Annotated in this window: 15 protein-coding genes and 1 pseudogene; 9 read left to right on the forward strand and 7 right to left on the reverse strand. The window is 69.7% G+C overall.

Annotated elements, in window-relative coordinates; all coding sequences use genetic code 11:
• Positions 1 to 18 precede the first annotated feature (18 nt).
• The 3 genes from gatA to OG344_RS02450 all read right to left on the reverse strand — a co-directional run bounded on the left by gatA (position 19) and on the right by OG344_RS02450 (position 4,090).
• The gene (gatA, locus tag OG344_RS02440; protein ID WP_405086783.1) at positions 19 to 1,509 is read right to left on the reverse strand and encodes an Asp-tRNA(Asn)/Glu-tRNA(Gln) amidotransferase subunit GatA; all 1,491 of its coding nucleotides are present in this window, start codon (positions 1,507 to 1,509) and stop codon (positions 19 to 21) included.
• Complete coding sequence (gatC, locus tag OG344_RS02445; RefSeq protein ID WP_111698808.1) at positions 1,506 to 1,805, reverse strand: Asp-tRNA(Asn)/Glu-tRNA(Gln) amidotransferase subunit GatC; 300 nt, start codon at positions 1,803 to 1,805, stop codon at positions 1,506 to 1,508. Before gatC ends, gatA begins: the two co-directional genes overlap by 4 nt.
• 146 nt (positions 1,806 to 1,951) lie before the next feature.
• Entirely contained in the window at positions 1,952 to 4,090 is a 2,139-nt protein-coding gene (locus OG344_RS02450) for a putative bifunctional diguanylate cyclase/phosphodiesterase (protein ID WP_405086784.1), read from the reverse strand.
• 287 nt (positions 4,091 to 4,377) lie between these two features.
• Here OG344_RS02450 and OG344_RS02455 point away from each other — a divergent pair, with 287 nt between their 5' ends.
• Entirely contained in the window at positions 4,378 to 5,784 is a 1,407-nt protein-coding gene (locus OG344_RS02455; protein ID WP_405086785.1) for a glycoside hydrolase family 6 protein, read from the forward strand.
• Positions 5,785 to 5,871: 87 nt separating this feature from the next.
• On the opposite strand, the gene OG344_RS02460 is transcribed toward OG344_RS02455, so the two are convergent.
• Complete coding sequence (locus OG344_RS02460) at positions 5,872 to 7,401, reverse strand: IS1096 element passenger TnpR family protein (RefSeq protein ID WP_405086786.1); 1,530 nt, start codon at positions 7,399 to 7,401, stop codon at positions 5,872 to 5,874.
• Between the two features lie 427 nt (positions 7,402 to 7,828).
• Here OG344_RS02460 and OG344_RS02465 point away from each other — a divergent pair, with 427 nt between their 5' ends.
• The 4 genes from OG344_RS02465 to OG344_RS02480 all read left to right on the forward strand — a co-directional run bounded on the left by OG344_RS02465 (position 7,829) and on the right by OG344_RS02480 (position 12,223).
• Positions 7,829 to 8,446, forward strand: a complete 618-nt coding sequence (locus tag OG344_RS02465) for a DUF5753 domain-containing protein (protein WP_405086787.1) — start codon at positions 7,829 to 7,831, stop codon at positions 8,444 to 8,446.
• A gap of 38 nt (positions 8,447 to 8,484) precedes the next feature.
• Complete coding sequence (locus OG344_RS02470) at positions 8,485 to 8,697, forward strand: DUF397 domain-containing protein (protein ID WP_405086788.1); 213 nt, start codon at positions 8,485 to 8,487, stop codon at positions 8,695 to 8,697.
• Positions 8,698 to 9,062: 365 nt separating this feature from the next.
• Positions 9,063 to 9,686: a hypothetical protein gene (locus tag OG344_RS02475; protein ID WP_405086789.1), complete on the forward strand. Its 624-nt coding sequence runs from the start codon at positions 9,063 to 9,065 to the stop codon at positions 9,684 to 9,686.
• A gap of 548 nt (positions 9,687 to 10,234) precedes the next feature.
• The gene (locus tag OG344_RS02480) at positions 10,235 to 12,223 is read left to right on the forward strand and encodes a DUF222 domain-containing protein (RefSeq protein WP_405086790.1); all 1,989 of its coding nucleotides are present in this window, start codon (positions 10,235 to 10,237) and stop codon (positions 12,221 to 12,223) included.
• Between the two features lie 240 nt (positions 12,224 to 12,463).
• On the opposite strand, the gene OG344_RS02485 is transcribed toward OG344_RS02480, so the two are convergent.
• Both OG344_RS02485 and OG344_RS02490 read right to left on the reverse strand, forming a co-directional pair.
• Entirely contained in the window at positions 12,464 to 12,811 is a 348-nt protein-coding gene (locus tag OG344_RS02485) for a histone-like nucleoid-structuring protein Lsr2 (RefSeq protein ID WP_405089035.1), read from the reverse strand.
• Positions 12,694 to 13,311 (reverse strand): annotated as a pseudogene (locus OG344_RS02490) (ERCC4 domain-containing protein); the annotation flags it as partial. The gene OG344_RS02485 and the pseudogene OG344_RS02490, both read right to left, overlap by 118 nt.
• 133 nt (positions 13,312 to 13,444) lie before the next feature.
• Between OG344_RS02490 and OG344_RS02495 the strand changes: the two are divergent.
• The 4 genes from OG344_RS02495 (at position 13,445) to OG344_RS02510 (ending at position 16,322) form a co-directional block, all read left to right on the forward strand.
• Complete coding sequence (locus tag OG344_RS02495) at positions 13,445 to 13,870, forward strand: hypothetical protein (protein ID WP_405086791.1); 426 nt, start codon at positions 13,445 to 13,447, stop codon at positions 13,868 to 13,870.
• A gap of 27 nt (positions 13,871 to 13,897) precedes the next feature.
• Complete coding sequence (locus OG344_RS02500; RefSeq protein WP_405086792.1) at positions 13,898 to 14,284, forward strand: hypothetical protein; 387 nt, start codon at positions 13,898 to 13,900, stop codon at positions 14,282 to 14,284.
• Entirely contained in the window at positions 14,281 to 14,724 is a 444-nt protein-coding gene (locus OG344_RS02505; protein WP_405086793.1) for a hypothetical protein, read from the forward strand. Before OG344_RS02500 ends, OG344_RS02505 begins: the two co-directional genes overlap by 4 nt.
• Positions 14,725 to 14,945: 221 nt before the next feature.
• Positions 14,946 to 16,322 carry an ATP-binding protein gene (locus OG344_RS02510; RefSeq protein ID WP_405086794.1) on the forward strand — a complete coding sequence of 459 codons (1,377 nt, stop codon included), beginning with the start codon at positions 14,946 to 14,948 and terminating at the stop codon, positions 16,320 to 16,322.
• A gap of 101 nt (positions 16,323 to 16,423) precedes the next feature.
• Here OG344_RS02510 and ligA read toward each other — a convergent pair whose 3' ends face one another.
• Positions 16,424 to 18,610, reverse strand: a complete 2,187-nt coding sequence (ligA, locus tag OG344_RS02515) for an NAD-dependent DNA ligase LigA (protein ID WP_405089036.1) — start codon at positions 18,608 to 18,610, stop codon at positions 16,424 to 16,426.
• Positions 18,611 to 18,825 lie beyond the last annotated feature (215 nt).

Below are 18,825 nucleotides of genomic sequence, written 5' to 3' on the forward strand. Positions count from 1 at the left end.
TTCCCCTCCCCTCGGCGGTCAGAGCGCGGGCGCGCGGGACAGCAGCGGGCCGCCCCACCGGCTCTCGAACGCCTTCTCCACGGCCGCGCCGACCCGGTAGCAGCGGTCGTCGGCGAGGACCGGGGCCATGACCTGGAGCCCGACCGGAAGGCCGTCCTCGTCCGCCAGGCCGCACGGCACCGAGATCGCGGCGTTGCCGGCCAGGTTGGTCGGGATCGTGCACAGGTCGGCGAGGTACATCGCCATCGGGTCGTCGGCCCGCTCCCCGATCGGGAACGCGGTGGTCGGCGTGGTCGGCGAGACCAGCGCGTCCACCTGCTGGAAGGCCGCCTCGAAGTCACGCATGATCAGCGTGCGGACCTTCTGCGCCTGCCCGTAGTAGGCGTCGTAGTAGCCCGACGACAGGGCGTACGTGCCGAGCATGATGCGCCGCTTGACCTCGGGCCCGAAGCCGGCCGCGCGGGTGAGCGCCATGACCTCCTCGGCGCTGCGGGTGCCGTCGTCGCCGACGCGCAGGCCGTACCGCATGGCGTCGAAGCGGGCCAGGTTGGACGAGCACTCCGACGGCGCGATGAGATAGTAGGCGGGCAGCGCGTAGGAGAACGCCGGGCAGGAGACCTCGACGACCTTGGCCCCGAGCGACTCCAGCAGGTCGACGGTCTCGTGGAACCGGGCGAGCACGCCGGGCTGGTAGCCCTCCCCGCCGAACTCCTTGACCACGCCGATCCGCATCCCTGCCACGTCGGCCTGCCGCGCGGCCTCCACCACCGGCGGCACCGGCGCGTCGACGGAGGTCGAGTCGAGCGGGTCGTGGCCGGAGAACGCCTCGTGCAGCAGCGCCGCGTCGAGCACGGTGCGGGCGAACGGCCCCGGCGTGTCGAGCGAGGACGCGAACGCGATCAGGCCGTATCGGGACGAGCCGCCGTACGTCGGCTTCATGCCGACGATGCCGGTCACCGCGGCCGGCTGGCGGATCGAGCCGCCGGTGTCGGTGCCCGTGGACAGCGGCGCCTCGTAGGCGGACACCGCGGCCGACGAGCCGCCCGACGAGCCGCCCGGGATCCGGGACAGGTCCCACGGGTTGTGGGTCGGGCCGTACGCCGAGTTCTCCGTGGACGACCCCATGGCGAACTCGTCGAGGTTCGTCTTGCCCAGGATCACCAGCCCGGCCGCGCGCAGCCGGCCGGTCACGGTCGCGTCGTACGGCGGGCGCCAGCCTTCGAGGATCTTCGAACCGGCCGTCGTCGGCATGTCGGCGGTGGTGAAGACGTCCTTGTGCGCGATGGGCACGCCGGCCAGCGGGCCGGGGTTCTCGCCCCCGGCCAGCCGCTCGTCCACCTCGCGGGCCTGGGTCAGCGTCGACTCGGCGTCCACGTGCAGGAAGGCGTTGACGCGGCCGTCGACCTCGGCGATGCGGTCGAGGTGGGCCTGGGCGACCTCGACGGCGCTGACCTCGCGGGCGGCGATGAGCGCGCCCAGTTCGGCGGCGGTCTTGTGAATCAAGCTCATTCTTCCTCCCCGAGGATCCGCGGCACGCGGAACCGGTCGTCCTCCACCGCGGGCGCGCCGGACAGGGCTCCCTCGGGTGTCAGACCCGGCCGTACGGCGTCGGGACGGAAGACGTTGGTCAGCGGCAGCGCGTGCGAGGACGGCGGGATGTCGCCGGCCGCCACCTCCGAGACGCGGGCGACGGCGCCGACGATCTGGTCGAGCTGGGCGGCGAAGTGGTCGAGCTCGTCGTCGGCCAGTGCCAGCCGGGACAGCCGGGCGAGGTGAGCGACCTCATCGCGGGTTATGGCGGACATGAGTCGTCGAACCCGTTTCATGATGGAGATTGGACCTTCCCATCCTAGGGCTCGCCGCCGAGCGCGGCCGACCTGGCGAGGCCGCGTCACACGGTCTTAATCCGACCTTTCCCGCTCCGGGCGGCTGCCCGCGCCGAGACGGCGACTCAGTGCGAGGCAAGTCGGGCGTCGCCCGCGGAGCCCAGGGCGGCGCCGAGCCGGCCGCGCAGCCAGGTGGTGGCCTCGGCGGCGGACATGGGCTTGGCCAGCCACCATCCCTGCCCCGCGTGGCAGCCCATCTCCCGCAGCGACGCCGCGATCTCGGGCGACTCGACGCCCTCGGCGACCGACCTCAGCCCGAGAGACCGGACGAGGTCGATGATCGAGCGGACGATCCGCTCGTCGTCCCCCGGCTCCCCGAGCCGCCGTACGAACGACGCGTCGATCTTGACCTCGGAGACGGGGAGCCGCTGGAGCCGGACCAGGGAGGAGTAGCCGGTGCCGAAGTCGTCCAGCGAGAGCTGGACGCCGAGCCCGGCCAGCGTGCGGATGGTCTCGGCGCTGTACGCCTGGTCGGTCATCAGGATGCGCTCGGTGACCTCCAGCCGGATGGCCTCGGGCGGCAGGCCCAGCTTCTCCAGCCCCGCCTCCAGCTGCTCGGGCAGGCCGGAGTCGAGCAGGTCGCGGGCCGACACGTTGACCGAGACCGGCACGTCGAGGCCCGCGTGCCACCAGCGCGCCGCCTGCCCCAGCGCCTTCCCGATCACATGCTGGGTGAGCTCGCGCATGAGGTACGACTGCTCGGCCAGCGGGATGAACTCGGCGGGCGGGATCGGCCCGCGCACCGGATGCCACCAGCGCAGCAGCGCCTCCACGCCCTCGACCGTGCCGTCCTCCAGGCTCACCTTGGGCTGATAGTGGAGCTCCAGCTCGTCGGCGTCGATCGCCCGCCGCAGGTCGCCGAGCAGGCTCAGCCGCTCGGGCGAGTTGCGGTCCTTGCCCGGCAGGTAGAACTCGACGCCGGTGCGGCCCTCCTTGGCGAGGTACATCGCGACGTCGGAGCGCTGCATCAGCAGCTCGAAGTCCGGGGCGTGGTCGGGATAGAGCGCGATGCCCACCGACGCGTCGAGGTCGAACGTCATGCCCTCCAGCCGTACCGGCTCGGTCAGCGCGACGCGCAGCCGCGAGGCGACCTCCCTGGCCGCCTGCGCGTCCCTGATGGACGGAAGCAGCACCGCGAACTCGTCCCCGCCGAGGCGGGCGACCACGTCGCCCGGCCGTACGCTGTGCGTGAGCCGGTGGGCCACGATCTGCAGCAGCCGGTCGCCGACCGGGTGGCCGAGCGTGTCGTTGACCTCCTTGAAGCGGTCGAGGTCGAGCAGCAGCAGCCCCACCCGCTCGTGCGCGCGCGCCTCGGCCAGCGCCTCCTCCGTACGGACGATCAGGATCTTGCGGTTCGGCAGGCCGGTGAGCCCGTCGTGTGTCGCCTGGTGGTCGCGGCGGAGCGAGAGCGTCGCGGTCCAGTGGACGGCGGCCAGCGGCGCGACGAACAGCGGGACCAGCGCGGGGGAATGCGCCATCACCACCACGACCAGCGGCGCGAGGCCGAGCAGCGTCCCGTAGACGAGCGCCTGCGGGCCGAGCGAGGCCTTCATCACCCGGAGCAGGGGGCGGCGCTCGTGCAGCGCCACCGCCTGGCAGACCAGGACGGCGCGGACCACGAAGTACGCCGCGGCGGCCAGTGCGACGGCGGGGATGTCCAGGCCGTCGGGCGTCCACGGCGAGCGCGGACGCGGGTGCGCGCCGAACGCGGCCAGGGCGCCGGCCGCGGCCGTGCAGGCCAGGGTCACCTGGGCGAGGTTGAACAGCACCCGGTGCCAGGCCCTGCGGTGCACCAGCCCGCTGACCACCACGGCGACCGCCTGCATCAGCGCCGCCGTCGGCAGGCCCTGGTACATGAGCACCGCGAAGATGAACATCGTGGAGGTCGGCGTGCCCCCGACCAGCGTCGAGGAGCTGAACGTGATCGGACGCAGCTCGCCCAGCACCACCAGGACGGTCAGCATCCAGAACAACGGGGTGCGCGCCGCCTCGGCCAGCGGGCCGGGGCCCAGCCCGAGCTCGGCGACGGCGAGCGCGGTGACACCGGCGGCGCTGACCACAGTGAGGTACGCCCATAAAGGCGATCCGGGGCGTGGCCCGGTGTCCCGGGTGTCGACGGGCGCTCTCAGTTCGCCCAGGTCGGCGGCGGGGAGGAGAACGCGTGGCACCCCGGTGAGCGGCATGAGACCGCGTGAAAGCGTCATAGGTAAGAAACCCCCCAAGAGGTCACTATCGGAGGGTACGGCCTCTGGGCCACTTCGCGGAACCGCTTGGGCACACTGCGTCACCATGATTTCTGGAGAAATCACGGCACGGCCGGACTCGTGGTGAAAGTTTCAAGTGATCCACGCGCCCATTCCCCCGCCCGCCTGCGCCTATTAGGTTGATCGTCCAGCCGAACTCACGTCGGCCCTTCTTGGACCCCCATCCCCCTCCCTACGATCCGAGGGAACAGTGGGAGCGCTCCCACATTACCGGACGGAGTAATTCCATGTCTCGCAGAAGGCCCTTGACGGCGGCCATTCTCGCTGCGGCCACCACGGCCGCGGTGGGAGCGGCCGTTGTGACCTCCACTGCGGCCCAGGCCGCGGACTCCCCTTTCTACGTGGATCCGACGACCAACGCGGCCAAGTGGGTCGCCGCCAACCCCGGTGACAGCAAGACCGCGGTGATCAGGGACCGCGTCGCCGCCGTCCCGCAGGGCCGCTGGTTCGCCAGCTACAACCCCTCCACGGTGCGCAGCCAGGTCGATGCCTACGTGGGCGCGGCCGCGTCGGCCGGCAAGATCCCGATCGTGGTCGTCTACGAGATGCCGAACCGCGACTGCGGCGGCGCGAGCGCGGGCGGAGCGCCCGACCACGCGTCGTACCGCTCCTGGATCGACCAGGTCGCCGCGGGCCTCGGCGGGCGCCCGGCCTACATCGTCCTGGAGCCCGACGCTCTGTCGATCATGCCGAACTGCATGAACTCCTCGCAGCAGGCCGAGGTCCAGGCGTCCATGGCGTACGCCGGCAAGAAGTTCAAGGCCACCTCGTCGCAGGTCAAGGTCTTCTTCGACGCGGGCCACGACGCCTGGGTCAGCGCCTCCGACATGGCCAACCGGCTGAGGGGCGCCGACGTCGCCAACAGCGCGGACGGCATCTCGCTCAACGTCTCCAACTACCGCTCCAGCCCCGGCCTGGTCTCCTTCGCCAAGAACGTCATCTCGGCCACGGGCGTGTCGCGGCTGAAGGCCGTGATCGACACCAGCCGCAACGGCAACGGCCCGGCGGGCAGCGAGTGGTGTGACCCGGGCGGCCGCGCCACCGGCACCTGGAGCACCACCAGCACCGGCGACTCGGCGATCGAGGCGTACCTGTGGATCAAGCCTCCGGGCGAGTCCGACGGCTGTATCGCCCCGGCCGGTCAGTTCGTCCCGCAGCGGGCGTACGACCTGGCGATCGCCGCCCCGTACACCCCCCCGCAGTCCCCGTCGGCCTCGCCGTCGCAGACCCCGACGCGGTCTCCGTCTCCGTCCCCGTCGCCGTCCGCGTCGCCCACCCGCTCGCCCTCTCCCTCGCCTTCGCCTTCGGCGTCCCCGACCTCCACCGGAAACAAGGGCTGCACGGCGGTCTACAAGGTCGTCAGCGCGTGGGGAGGCGGCTTCCAGGGTGAGGTCGCCGTGACCAACGCGGGCTCCTCAGCGATCAACAACTGGACGGTCAAGTGGAACATGCCCGGCGGGCAGTCCATCACCCAGTCGTGGAACGCCGACCTGACCGGCACCACCAGCATCACGGCCTCGAACCTGAGCTGGAACGGGAACCTCGCCCCGGGCGCCAACACCACGTTCGGCTTCCTCGCCAACTCCAGCGGAACCCCCTCCACCCCCAACCCGCTGAGCTGCACCGCTTCCTGATCACCGCATGAAACCAGGCGTGCCGTACGGTCCTCCCCACCCGTACGGCACGCCTTTTCACGAGTTGGGACGTCCGCTGCCGGGCTCCTACCCGGCCACGCGGATGGCGGCGGCGTCCCACTCTTCGCCCAGCCATTCCATCGCTTCGTCATGGGCCGGGTGCGTATGGTCGGCGAGAGCGGCCACCAGCTCGCGGTAGCGGTACACGCCCCCGCAGTCTTCCGGGGGACACGCGCCCTCTCCGCCCAGCAGCCGCACGCCGTTCGCCGCCGGGTCGACGGCGACGATCTCCTCGACGGTCACCTTGTGCTCCCAGTCGTCACCGAAGTCGTAGCGGTAGACGAACTCCTGGCCCGCCTCGTTGGCCAGCCGCGGAAGAAAGATCTCGTCGGCCGCCGGGCAGTCGTCGTCCGATCGCGGGTCGATCACATGGCCGTCCGGGCCCTCGAAGGCGTACATGTGGTCACCGTGCCAGCCCATGGCGGCACCGATGGCCTCGTGGAGGTCGTCGAGCCTGATCCGTGAGGGAACCGCCAGCCGCCGCGTCACCAACGGGTCCGTCTCCGGCAACTCGACCCGGAGCACCGCCTGACCTCGGTCGGGCACGGACTCGGCGCCGAAGCCGGGACGGCCGCAACACTTCTTGTACTTCCTGGCCGAGCCGCACCAGCAGGGCGCGTTCCGCTCCGGGGGCCAGGCGACGTCGTCACGCATGCCGGTCGCATTGACGAAGGCGAGCCAGGTGCTGCGACTCGCCGGGTCCTTGCCGGTCTCTTCGGCGAACGATCGGATGCCTTCGACGGTGAGCGGAACCACGAACGCCTTACCCAGCTCCGCGTTGCTCCGCAGCGCGTCCTGCACTTCCCGGCGGTAGTCCTCGTGTTCGAGCGGGAAGGTGGCGTCCAGCAGGCTCTCGGCCATGCCTTGGACGTACTCCTTCTCGGGCAGGTAGGCCAGGCGCGTGAGCGCCGGCTCGACGGTCAGGGCCCGCTTCCCCCTCGACGTCGCCCCGGGAGAATGTCCACGGCGAGCGGATTGCAGGTGCTCCAGCAGATCGTTCATCTGGCTCTCGAAGGCTTCGGCCGCCATACGCCGGTGGCGCTCGGCCGGGCTGCGTTCGATTATCTGCTGGGCATCACGGCTCTTGTCCAGGCTTCTGGCGAGTCCGATGCCCTCGTCGGCCAGGGCGCCGCCCCGTTCCTCGTCTTGGGTGGCCTCGGCGAGCACGACGGGAGCGAAGTAGTAGAAACGCAGATCCCGCTGGTCCGGAGGGAGAAGGACGAGCTCCTGGTGGAGAGCCGTGATCTCCTCCAGAGTCTCGGCCGCACTCTCACGCACCCGCAGGGATGCGCGAAGCGCACCGAGTGCGAACCTCTGTCCGGGATGCGCCTCGATCGCCTTCGCCAGCCAGTCCGCCGCGGACGGGAGTTCGTCATCGTCGTAGAACTCCAGGCACTCCCACGCGTAGTCGAAGACCTTCTCGTCGCCCTGCGCCCTGGGATCGAACAACGCTTCCTCGATCACCGCCCGTACGGCCGCCGAGTCGCCATCGTCGCCGTAGGCTTCGTCGAGGGCCTCGTTGAGATCGAGAGGATGAAAGAAACGCTCTGGAAGCATTGCAGGAGTTTCCCACTGCTTCCAGACCGATGCGTGTGCTTCGCCCTCAGATCTCCGGCCCTCGGGCCCTGCCGGCTCCGATCCTCAGAAACGCGGGGCAGCGCGCCGTCAGAGTCCTGCGCCGCGGCCTCCTGGCCTGCCGCCGTGACGCCGCCGAGGCCGAGCCTGGCGAGCATCCTGATGTGGTCTCCGATCACTGGGGCACCGCCACCTCGGCCAGACTCTCCTGCTCGGCGATGGCCCGGCACAGTTCCCGCAGGTCATCGCCGTCGACAGTGCGGTGAGCGCCCGCCTGCTCGGCCTCCGGGGGGAATGGCCGTCGGACATCCCCTCCTCTCCGTCGCGATAAAGGCACAGTGTGTAGCGGCCCATGCGGGTCGTCGCGTGTGCTGTGCACGTTGGCAAGTCCTGTACACGTGGAAGTTTTATGGCTCCCCCTGGAGACGACTCCGCGACCAAGGCGGGACTGATCCAGCTCTGCCGTGACGCCAGTCAGCGCGGCTGGTGGACCGCCTACAGTGACGTGTTCGCCGGTTCGTACGTGGTCCTCGAAGCGGAGGCGACGGCGATTCGCACCTGGGAGCCGGTCCTGATCCCGGGTCTGCTCCAGACCGAGGAGTACGCCCGTGCGCTGATCAGCGCTGCCCGGCCAGGCCTGGACGATGCGGAGCTGACACGCAGAGTCGACGCCCGGATAGCGCGCAGGATCACGCTCTTGGGATCGAGCGCGCCGTCACTGCACGTGCTGGTGGACGAGAATGTTCTGCGCCGCCCGATCGCACAGGCGGGGGCCATGAAACAGCAGCTCGACAGCATCATCGAGGTCGCCGGCCGGCCCAACGTCACGATCCAGGTCCTGCCGCTGGCGGCCGGTCCGCATGCGGGGCTCGACGGCGCCTTCTCCGTACTGTCCTTCGACGAGGGCGACCCCGACGTGGGCTATACCGGCTGCCCCGGAGGAGACGTGTATGTGGAGGCCGCCGACCAGGTACGGGGGCTTACGCTGACATTTGAGCGCCTTGCCGAGATAGCCCTACCCCCCTGACGAGTCCGCGGCGTTCATCGCCGCGGTGAGGAGACACCATGACTGAGCTCCCGGACCTGTCCAGCGCCGAGTTCCGCAAGTCCACTTACTCGGGAGGCACCAACGACAACTGTGTCGAGGTGGCGACGAACGTGCCGGGGCTGGTAGCCGTACGGGACAGCGAGGACCGCTCGGGTCCCGCCCTGGCCTTCACACCGGGCGAGTGGAGCGCCTTCGTCGCCGGGGTGAAGGGCGGCGAGTTCGACATCTGACCGCTGAGCGGATCGGACCCATCGCGATGGCGGGTCCGACGCCCTTGCCTGTCAAGGGGGCAAGTTCACGTGGTCGTGAAACGGCAGCGTAGGGCGCGCAGCGCGACGCGGGCAGATCGGGTACTCAGGAGCAACGCGATGAGTACGGCGCGGAGCGCGTGCTGACGCTGGTAGGCGGTCAGTAGCCGATTCGGCACCCCGTGCGGGGTCAGGTGCTGCGCCCACAGATGGTGACGATAGGCACCTGCATCGGTCGGGGTATGCCGACGGCGCCGGCGGACGCTGACTGGCGAGGTCGTCGCCGCCACCCTGCTCAACCTGGCTGTGCTCAGGACGAGGGATACGACAGCGTGCCGGCCCGGACCATGGCCCAACTGCCGGGCCCGCGGCCGCCGGGCGAACGAGATTCCTATCTGGTGGCCGAGCAGGTGCTGTGTGACCGGCTGGCCGGCGCGCTCGGGCCTGGCATGCTGAACCTGGCCGATCGTAACTTCTTCTCCATGGCCCGCCGGATCGCCTTTTCCGCGACCGGTGCACAGCTGATCTGGCGGGTCAAGAACGGGAAGAAATCGGTCCCAGGGAAGATCATGCGGCGGCTGGGCGATGGGTCCTACCTGGTACGGCTGCGTGAGTCCGATGGCATGGTGTACCGGCGGCGCAGGCAGCACGGTGACCTGAGACTGCCTCGGTTGCCCGACACGACCGCCCGGCTGGTCGAATTCGACCTGGTCGCCGAGGAGCGATCGGGAAAGACGAGTACCAGCCGGTTGCGGCTGCTGACCACCCTGCTGGATATCGAGGTGGCCCCCGCTGATCAGATCGCCGCCGGGTACGCCGAACGCTGGCAGGCGGAACCCGCTTACTACCAGCTGAAATGCTCTCTGCGCGGGACCGCGCTGTGGCCCCAACTATTCCCGGCGCGGGGGTGTTCGTCGCCGACCGGTGTGGAAGAATTAATACAGGTTTTCGAATCGCTTGAGGAGGGGTGATGGATCTGTTCGACATTGATCCTCAGTGCCCCCCTTGTTCGAACGGTGATGACGACTGGTGGGATCGGCTCACCGCTAACTCACCCCTTTGGTCTTCCGAGGATTCGCTCGCCCGCGAATATGTACCGATTGTCGATCCCGATGCGCGGAAGCGCGCTCGCCGGTTCGACGACTCGGCGAAGTCGCCCGGATCTGCTCGTCCATCCACGATTCGTGGTGATACCGCGTCCGGTGCTGGATCCACCCACGATGCGACCGCGAGCGATGCTTCTCCTGGTGCCGGGGATGCCGGCAGCGGCACTCACGCTGGCGCTCCCGTCAAGACGTCCGGTGGCGATTCCGGTGGCGATTCCGGTGGCGATTCCGGTGCTGCGTCCGACGGCACCTCTGACACTGGCCAGGGGGATGCAGGCCGGGTCGACGATGCAGGCCGGATTCGGGATGCCAAGGGCGCGTCCGGAGATGCTTTCGGCGGTGCTTGCAGTGGTGCTTCCGGCTCGGGGTCGCCGTCGTGGGTGGTGGTGGCGGCTGTTGTCGAGGCGGCTCGGGTGGTGGCGTTGGTGCCGGTGCCCGGGGACGCGGGTGTGTGTCTGGCCGAGGCGGAGGAGTTGCTTGCGGTCCGTGATCGGATCACGTCGGCGCTGGCGGCCCGGGTGGGTCGTGTCCACCGGGCCGGGGAGGCGAAGAACCACGGCCATGCGTCCACCAAGTTGTGGCTGCGGTCTGCCGGGGGGATGACCCCTGCGGGAGCGGGCCGGTTGGTGACGATGAGCACGGAGCTGGATCGTCTGCCGCAGGTGCGTGAGCGGTTCGCTGAGGGCAGTTTGCCCGAGGGGGTCGTGGAGGCGATCTGCACCGCCACTTCCGGGTTGACCGACGACCAGGCCACCACCGCTGAGCGGATTCTGCTGGAGTTGGCGAACTCGGCGGGTGCGGCGGAGGTGGCGAAGGCGGGGCGGTATCTGCGGGCGGTGCTGGACCCCGACGGGCATGAGAAGGACGAGCAGGCGGATTTCGATCGCCGGTTCTTCCGGGTGCGCCGGCGGAGGGGCGGCGGGCTGGAGGGGGAGTTCTACCTGCCGGTGGAGGCGGCCGCGCGGTTGCGGCACATGCTGGACGTCTACGCCAAGCCCAAGGCCGAGGGTGATGACCGTACGCTGAGTGTGCGGAACGCGGACGCGTTGATCGCGTTCCTGGAGAACAAGATCGCGACTGAGCTTCTGGTGCTGGTCAACGCCGAATCTCTCCCCGACGATCCTCCAGACACAGGCCCCGCAGACGACCCCGCAGGCACAGACCCCTCAGCCGACCAGCCCGCCGCCGACCCCGACGACGAGCGCCCGGGCCCTGGGCACTCCGAGACTGCTCCCGGCGGCGAACCCCGCTCCGGTGATGCTGCGAGGCGTGACCGGGGGCGCCGTGAGAGCGGCATACCCGAGTGCGGCGGTGACCGGGTCGGGAACGACACGCCGATGCGGGGCGCCGAGCACTGGGCTGACGCGCCCATCGGCCAGGACCCTGTCACGGATGCTCCCGCCTGCGGCGACGATCATTCCTCCGCTCCGGCCACGGGCGGCCCGGACGATGTCTGGCCACACTCCGACTCGGCCCCTGAGGCCAGGTGCCCCGACCCCGCCGACTCTGCCGAGCCCGCCGACCTTGACAGCGTTGGCGGGACTGGTGAGGCCGATGAGGGCAGTGAGGGCGGTGATACCTGGCAGGGTCGCGTCGGCGGGGCGGACATGCGGGCGCGGCGCACAGGTGCGCAGCAGGCGGAGGCCTCTGGTCCCCCATCTGACCGTGACGACGCCCCTGGCACTCACAGCGAGGACGGCCCCAGTGGGGGCTGTCCCGGGGGCCGCTGCGGCGGCGGCTGTCTTGCTGGTGATGGCGAGGCGGGGGACTACCGGCATGCCTTTACGCCCAGCCAGGCACCGCACGGCATGCCGTGGGCGGCCCCCGACGCTCCGCCGGGCGCGGACCACGGCGGCGGGGCCTGGCCGGGAGGTGAGTCCCGGCCGGGAGGTGAGTCCCGGCCGGGAGGTGAGGCGTGGCCGGGGGTGGGAGCCGATGGCCCGCCGTGGGCGGGAGGCGAAAACATCCCGCCGGGGGTGTGGTTGCAGGGGTTGCCGGGGCTGATCCTGGCGACCGGGCACCTGCTGCCCGTCTCCAGCGTGCACCGCCTCGCCCGCACCAGCACCCTGGTGAGGATCGTCATGGACGCCGCCGGGCAGGTCCTGGACATGGGCCGCAAGGTCAGGTTGGCCACCCCGGCCCAGCGCCGGGCCATCTACGCCCGCTACGCCACCTGCTGGGTCGACGGCTGCCCGCTACCCGCCACCATGTGCCAAGTCGACCACGCCGACAACTGGTGCAGCGGCGGGCTGACCGACCTCAACCTGCTAGGGCCGGCCTGCCAGTTCCACAACCGCGACCGCTACCGCCACCCCACCCGCTACACCCCCCGAAAGATCGGAGACGACCGCTGGGCCTTCACCTACCGCAACCCCCGAACCAGCACCCGATTGCGGGTGTAGGGGCGCGGGGTGTGAGGGCCGACACCGAGCCGGGCGAAGACACTCGGCGACGCCGCACTGCCGGCTCAGCGTGGCGTGCAGGCACATGCGACGGGGCATATGCGACGGGGACATACGGCAGGGCCGGGACGCGTGGCTGCGTACGACGTCGTCGACGGGGCGGCCGGTCGCGGGGTCCGTGACGCCGATGCGCACGATCGTGGGGACGCCGGGCACGAACTTCTTCTGCCATGGGGCTCGTTACTCAACCACCTCGACCTGCTCCAGGCCCCGTCGCCGCGCCCTGCCCGTTCCCATCAAGGCGAGCCGGATCTCGGGGCGTAGCCTGCCGCGATCGGAGACATCGAAGCCGTTGTCGCGGGCCCAGCGCCGGACATCGGCCGTGGTTGGCCCACCGGCCTCGCTCCCCTTCCTCGCGGCAGGCTCGTACGACGTGCTGTCGGCTTCAGAGGTGTCTGTGAATAGCGGTCCTCGACCACCACGGCGGCGCGCGGCAGCGCGGCCAACTCGGTGAGCTGGTATTTCAGCCGCGAGTTGAGCAGGCTGCCGACCAGGTCGGGCAGGCTCTTGCGCTCGACGGCGGCCCAGACGCGCCCGTCCCGCTCGACCGCGTAGTCACCAGCGGGCAGGCGGCGCCTGTCAATCTGGACCTGCTGCCGGGCGAAGCGGTAGCCGTACCGTTCCCCGGTGTCGACCACGATCGGCAGGGCGGCGATGCCCGAGGCCCGCGCGGTCGGGGTGCTGACGCCCGGGCGGGCCTGTTTGCGTACGCGGGCCGTCTGCCAGAAGATCGCATCCCGCCCTCGTGCGGTGGTGTGGACGATCTGGGAACGGTTCTCCCGGCCCCGATCGAGGACCAGGTCGATCGCCGCGCCACGCCGTACGCACTGACGGACCGGCACCCGCTCGATCACCTCCGGGTCTGCGGGCCACTCGCTCTCGTCCGCCGGGTAGCAGTAGATCGCCTTCTCCCGTGGCCAGGTCCCGCCGGCGCGCAGTACCACGTCGGCTGCCGCCAGCGGCAGCCGGATCAAGTACGGCAGGCGGGAGCCGGGGTCTGGATTGCGGACGATGACGAAGTCGCGCACGCCCGCATTCTCCCTGATACGGCCCTGCTGACGGCCTCTTTACCCACTGGTAATCACACTAGGTGACCAGTGGACAGCGAAGCGTTTAGGATGTCTATGCAAACGACCGTCACTACTCCCCCAGTAGGTGTTCATGGGTGACGAGGCCCTCTGCGACGAGCAGGCAAGCCGGCACGACGCGATCGACGGCATAGTGGTCGAGTTGCGCCCCTTCAGCCGGCGAGGGAGTGACCCGATCCGGTTGCAGATCGGAGAGCGCCCCTGGCGGCCCACTCCCGACACCCGGGTGGTCGAGATCTACGAGGAGTGTGACCCGCCCACCGCGGGACTGATCGAACAGGACGGCAGGCTCTACGTTTTCGACTGCATCGACGGCCGCGGGTCGAGGATCAGCTTCTGGGCCTACACCCAGGTCGACGCGATCGAGGTCAGCCGCCTCCAGAACGCCGCGGGTGACGCCCTCATCCGCCTGCTCGACGGGCTCTTCGCCGACAGGGCCTACATGGCCGCCCTCGCCTACGACAACCTCATCGAGTCGAGCGCCCCCATCAACTCCTGATCGTCAAACGAGCCCGCAGGCGAACAGATGAATGACAACCTCAGCGATGAGGACTGGGTTACACAGTACGGAACGATCCACAAGCCGATCGGAGGTACGCCGTTCAAACAGAGCCCCTCGGCCCACGAAGTTCCACAGGAGCTCTCACTCCTCAGGGGCAAGATGACGCCAGACGAAGCAGCGATGGCGAACCACCGACGCGCTCAAGGAGCGATCCCGGGAGAAGGCGTACGCTATGCGCTGGTCGGCAAGCTGCGAGCTGCCGGTTTTCGGGTATGGGCCAGTCCAACGAGACGTATACCGGGGCATGTCTCCGTAGCACTGGTAGACGATGACCGGCTGTGGACCAATGATGAGAGGGACAGGTTCGACGCCTGCTTCGAGTCGACAAGCTGGAAGGAAGGCATCCTGTGAGCGATCTGATCAAGCTGGGTATTGGAGAGCGTCCCTGGCTGCCTACCCTCGATTCGGAGATGATCGAGGTCTTCGATCGTCTCAACATGCCTACCGCCGGCCTACTCAGGCAGGACCACAAGCTCTTCGTGTTCGACTGCCTCGAAGGCCACGCCATGGAAGGCAACGTGTGGGTGTATGCCCACGTCGACGCCGCCGAGGCGCAGAAGATCCAGGAAGGTCAGGGTGAAGACTTCACTCGCCTGCTCGATCAAGCGTTCACTGACAAGCAGATCATGGCGGCTCTCGCCATCAACGCACGACTTTGTTCGGGCGCTCCCGTCGAAGGCCAGGCGATCCGGAACCTGGGACTGCTGAAAGCGGTATTCGACCAGCTCTCGATGGGCCTCGACATCGCGAGCGAGACCAAGAACGCGATGGCGCAGTTGGTCAACTGCTGACGTCGGCTCCCTCAGGCAGCCGCCGGGCGACGGCGCGCCCCGATCCGCACAGGACCGGGGCGCTTGGCTTGCTGGTTCGCGACACCGGCTCAGGAGATACCCGGGCCGATTAATGTAAGATCGCATCTACGTTAGATTGGTTCTACGTATGTGCGGGGCGATGAGTGGACTTCAAGGGCCGAGCTGGGGATCTTGAGCTGCTCAATGGGCAGCTACGACAGGTGGCGGAAGGGCAGGGCGGCACCCGCGGACGCGCGGTGATCATGATGGGCCGCCGCCGGGTGGGAAAGTCGCGGCTGGTTCAGGAGTTCTGCGACCGCTCCGGGGTGCCGTACGTGGTCTTCCAGGCCACCAGGGGGCGCAATCCGGTGACGGAGCGCGCCGACTTCGTCGGCATGCTGGGACAGTCCGCCTTGCCTGGTGCGGAACTGGTCGCCGGAGTGCAGGCGGGTGACTGGAATCAGGCACTTCGCACCTTGGCCCTGGCCGTGCCCGACGACAGGCCGAGCATCGCGGTCATCGACGAGGTGCCGTGGCTGGTGGAGCAGGACCGCGAGTTCGAAGGGGCGTTGCAGACGGCCTGGGATCGGCATCTGTCCGCGAAGCCGGTGCTGCTCGTCCTGGTCGGCAGCGACCTGTCGGTGATGGAGGCACTGCAGTCCTACGGCCGCCCCTTCTTCGGCCGCGCAGTGAAGATGACCGTCCAGCCGCTCCATCCCGCGGACGTCGCCGTGATGACCGGTCTGAACGCCGCCGAGGCCATCGACGCCTACCTTGTCACCGGTGGTTTCCCGGAGGTGGTCCAGTCATGGCGGCCAGGCATGAGCCGCGTCGACTACCTGCGGGAGTCGCTGGCCAATCCGCTGTCCGCGCTGCTGATGGCCGGCGAGCTGTCGTTGCTGGGCGAGTTTCCCGAGACTTCCCACTCTCGTGCGGTCCTGTCGGCGGTGGGCAGCGGAGAGCGCACGTTCTCCGCCATCGCCACCGAGGCGGGCGGCGCGGCTCCGCTGGCCTCCGGCACGCTCTCCCCGCTGCTGTCCACCCTCGTCGGCAAGCGGGTGCTGGCCGTCGACGCTCCCCTGTCAGTCAAGCCGGACACGAAGAACAAGCGCTATCGCATCGCCGATCCGTATCTGCGGTTCTGGCTCGCCTTCCTGGACCGGGGCATTCCGCTGGTCGAGCGCGGCCGGGGGGAGCAGGTCCTGGCCTCCGTCGAACGCTCCTGGACCTCCTGGCGTGGCCGCGCCGTCGAGCCTGTCGTCCGGGAGGCGCTGCTGCGGCTGTTGCCGGACGACCGGTGGCCCGAGACCGAGGCCGTCGGAGGCTGGTGGAACCGTCAGAACAACCCTGAGATCGATCTCGTCGGGGCGGACCGCGATCCGGTCGCGCGGCACGTCCACTTCATCGGCTCGATCAAGTGGCTGGAGAACGCGTCGTTCGGGCGGCACGAGTACGAGAGCCTGGTGCGCGACATGCTCGCCGTCCCCGGCGCCGACACGAAGACTCCGCTGGTGGCCGTCTCCCGGTCGGGTGTGGACGGCAACCTGCCGCTCGCCGCGCACTGGGGTCCCGAGGACCTACTGGCCGCCTGGCCGTGATGGGCAGGGCCGTCTCGGCAGCCGTACGCCTCGCGTCACGCTGATCTGATTCGCGGCGACTCCGGGTGCGAGCACTATGGGCACGGAGGCGTTCCGCGGGGTTACTCCTCGGGGGTGACGGCGACGGCGCGGGCGGCATCGGGGCCCTCGCGGAGAAGCGTGTGGAAGCCCTCCTCGTTGAGGATGGGAACGCCGGCCTTGACCGCCTTGTCGTACTTCGAGCCGGGGTTGTCCCCCACCACCAGGAAGCTGGTCTTCTTTGAGACCGACGAGGTGACCTTGCCCCCCTGGCCGGAGATGGCCTCGCTCGCCTCGTCGCGGCTGAAGTCCGCGAGCGTGCCGGTGACGACGAAGGTCATTCCCTCAAGGGGGCGCGGCCCCTCGTCGGCCGCCGACTCGTCGGCCATCCGGACTCCGGCTGCCCGCCATTTGTCGATGATCTCCTGATGCCAGTCAACCTCGAACCATTCCTTGATCGCGGCGGCGACCCTCGGGCCGATGCCCTCGACCGCCGCGAGTTCCTCCTCCGAGGCCTTGGCGATGGCGTCGATCGAGCGGAACTCGCTCGCCAGCGCGCGGGCCGTCGGCGGCCCGATGTGCCGGATCGTCAGCGCCACGATCACCCGCCACAGCGCCTGGTCCTTCTTCTCCTCGAGTTGCTGGAGGATCAGCTCCGCGTGCTTGCTCGGCTCGCCGGACATGTTGGCGAAGAACGAGACCACCTTCGGCTCGCCGGTCTCCGGATCGGTCTTGGGCAGGCCCGTGTCGGCGTCGCGGACCACCGATCTGATCGGCAGCAGCTTGTCGATCGTCAGGTCGAACAGATCGGCCTCGGTGCGGACCGGCGGCTCCTGCGGCGGCAGCGGCTGGGTCAGCGCGGTCGCGGCGACGTAGCCCAGCCCGTCGATGTCGAACGCGTTGCGCCCGGCCGCGAAGAAGATCCGCTCACGGAGCTGCGCGGGGCAGGAGCGGGCGTTCGGGCAGCGCAGGTCGGCGTCGCCCTCCCGCTCGTAGGCCAGCTCGGTGCCGCACTCCGGGCAGTGCGTGGGCATGACGAACTCCCGCTCGCCACCCTGCCGCAGGTCCACGACCGGACCGACGATCTCGGGGATGACGTCGCCCGCCTTGCGCAGCACCACGGTGTCGCCGATGAGCACGCCCTTGCGCGCCACCTCCGACGCGTTGTGCAGTGTCGCGCGCTCCACGGTCGACCCCGCCACCACCACCGGCTTCATCACGCCGAACGGCGTGACCCGGCCCGTCCTGCCCACACCGACCTGGATGTCGAGGAGCTTCGTGGTGACCTCCTCGGGCGGGTACTTGAACGCGATCGCCCACCGAGGCGCCCTGCTGGTCGAACCGAGCTGCCGCTGCACGGGAATCCGGTCGATCTTGACGACCACCCCGTCGATCTCGTATTCGGGATCGTGCCGGTGCTCGTCGTAGTGGGCGACGAACCCGCGGATCTCGTCGAGACTCTCCACGACCCTGTAGCGGTCGCTGACCGGGAGGCCGAGGTCTCGCAACCGCTCGTAGACCGCCGACTGGGTGCCGGGCAGCGGTCCGCCGCCCTCCCACTTGCCCACGCCGTGGACGATCATCCGCAGCGGCCGCTGCGCGGTGACGCGCGGGTCCTTCTGCCGCAGCGAGCCCGCGGCCGAGTTGCGCGGGTTGGCGAACGGCGGCCTGCCCGCGTCCATGAGCTGCTCGTTGAGCTTCTTGAAGCCCTCGACCGGCAGGAAGACCTCGCCGCGGACCTCCAGCAGGTCGGGCACGTCGTCCCCGGTCAGCCGGTGGGGCACGTCGCCGAGCGTGCGGACGTTCGGGGTGATGTCGTCGCCGGTGCGCCCGTCGCCCCGGGTCGCGCCGCGCACCAGGCGGCCCTTCTCGTACACGAGCGCCACGGCCAGGCCGTCGATCTTGAGCTCGCACAGGTAGGGCCCGGGGTCGGCCTCGATGAGCCGTTCGGCCCTGGCCTGCCAGGCGGCGAGGTCGGCGTCGTCGAAGGCGTTGTCGAGGCTCTCCATGCGCTGGAGATGGGTGACGGGGGCGAACTCCGTGGAGATCGGCGCCCCCACGTTCTGCGTGGGCGAGTCGGGCGTCCGCAGGTCCGGATGCCTCTCCTCCAGCGCGAGGATCTCCCGCATCCAGCCGTCGTACTCGGCGTCGCTCACCATGGGCGAGTCGAGCACGTAGTAGCGCCAGTTGGCGTCCTGAAGCGACTCCGACAACTCGGCGTGCCGCTCCCGCGCCTCGCTCGGCGCGCTCTGCGCCTTTGCCGCGCTCACCGCGCTCTGTGCATTCGCCGCGCTCACCGCGCTCTGCGCCTGCCCGCTCTCGGCGGGCTCGCCTGTCGCTTCCCCGAACCCGTCCACGGACTCGTCCACGATGTCGTCGAGCCCGCCAGCCCTGTCGGTCACGTCGCCCGTCTCCCCTCGTCAACGACCCAGGCCAACCGTATCCCCGGGGACCGACAGAACGCGAAGGACGGGGGCGGGAGCCG

This window comes from Microbispora sp. NBC_01389, from assembly GCF_045040095.1.
GTDB lineage: Bacteria > Actinomycetota > Actinomycetes > Streptosporangiales > Streptosporangiaceae > Microbispora.

Bases quoted from the DNA above. Each gene is read 5' to 3' on its own strand.
- OG344_RS02470 (WP_405086788.1), top strand. From the start codon at position 8,485: ATGACTGAGCTCCCGGACCTGTCCAGCGCCGAGTTCCGCAAGTCCACT.
- OG344_RS02475 (WP_405086789.1), top strand. From the start codon at position 9,063: ATGGCCCAACTGCCGGGCCCGCGGCCGCCGGGCGAACGAGATTCCTAT.
- gatA (WP_405086783.1), bottom strand. From the start codon at position 1,509: ATGAGCTTGATTCACAAGACCGCCGCCGAACTGGGCGCGCTCATCGCC.
- OG344_RS02500 (WP_405086792.1), top strand. From the start codon at position 13,898: ATGAATGACAACCTCAGCGATGAGGACTGGGTTACACAGTACGGAACG.
- OG344_RS02460 (WP_405086786.1), bottom strand. From the start codon at position 7,401: ATGCTTCCAGAGCGTTTCTTTCATCCTCTCGATCTCAACGAGGCCCTC.
- OG344_RS02450 (WP_405086784.1), bottom strand. From the start codon at position 4,090: ATGACGCTTTCACGCGGTCTCATGCCGCTCACCGGGGTGCCACGCGTT.
- OG344_RS02465 (WP_405086787.1), top strand. From the start codon at position 7,829: ATGGCTCCCCCTGGAGACGACTCCGCGACCAAGGCGGGACTGATCCAG.
- OG344_RS02455 (WP_405086785.1), top strand. From the start codon at position 4,378: ATGTCTCGCAGAAGGCCCTTGACGGCGGCCATTCTCGCTGCGGCCACC.
- gatC (WP_111698808.1), bottom strand. From the start codon at position 1,805: ATGTCCGCCATAACCCGCGATGAGGTCGCTCACCTCGCCCGGCTGTCC.
- OG344_RS02495 (WP_405086791.1), top strand. From the start codon at position 13,445: ATGGGTGACGAGGCCCTCTGCGACGAGCAGGCAAGCCGGCACGACGCG.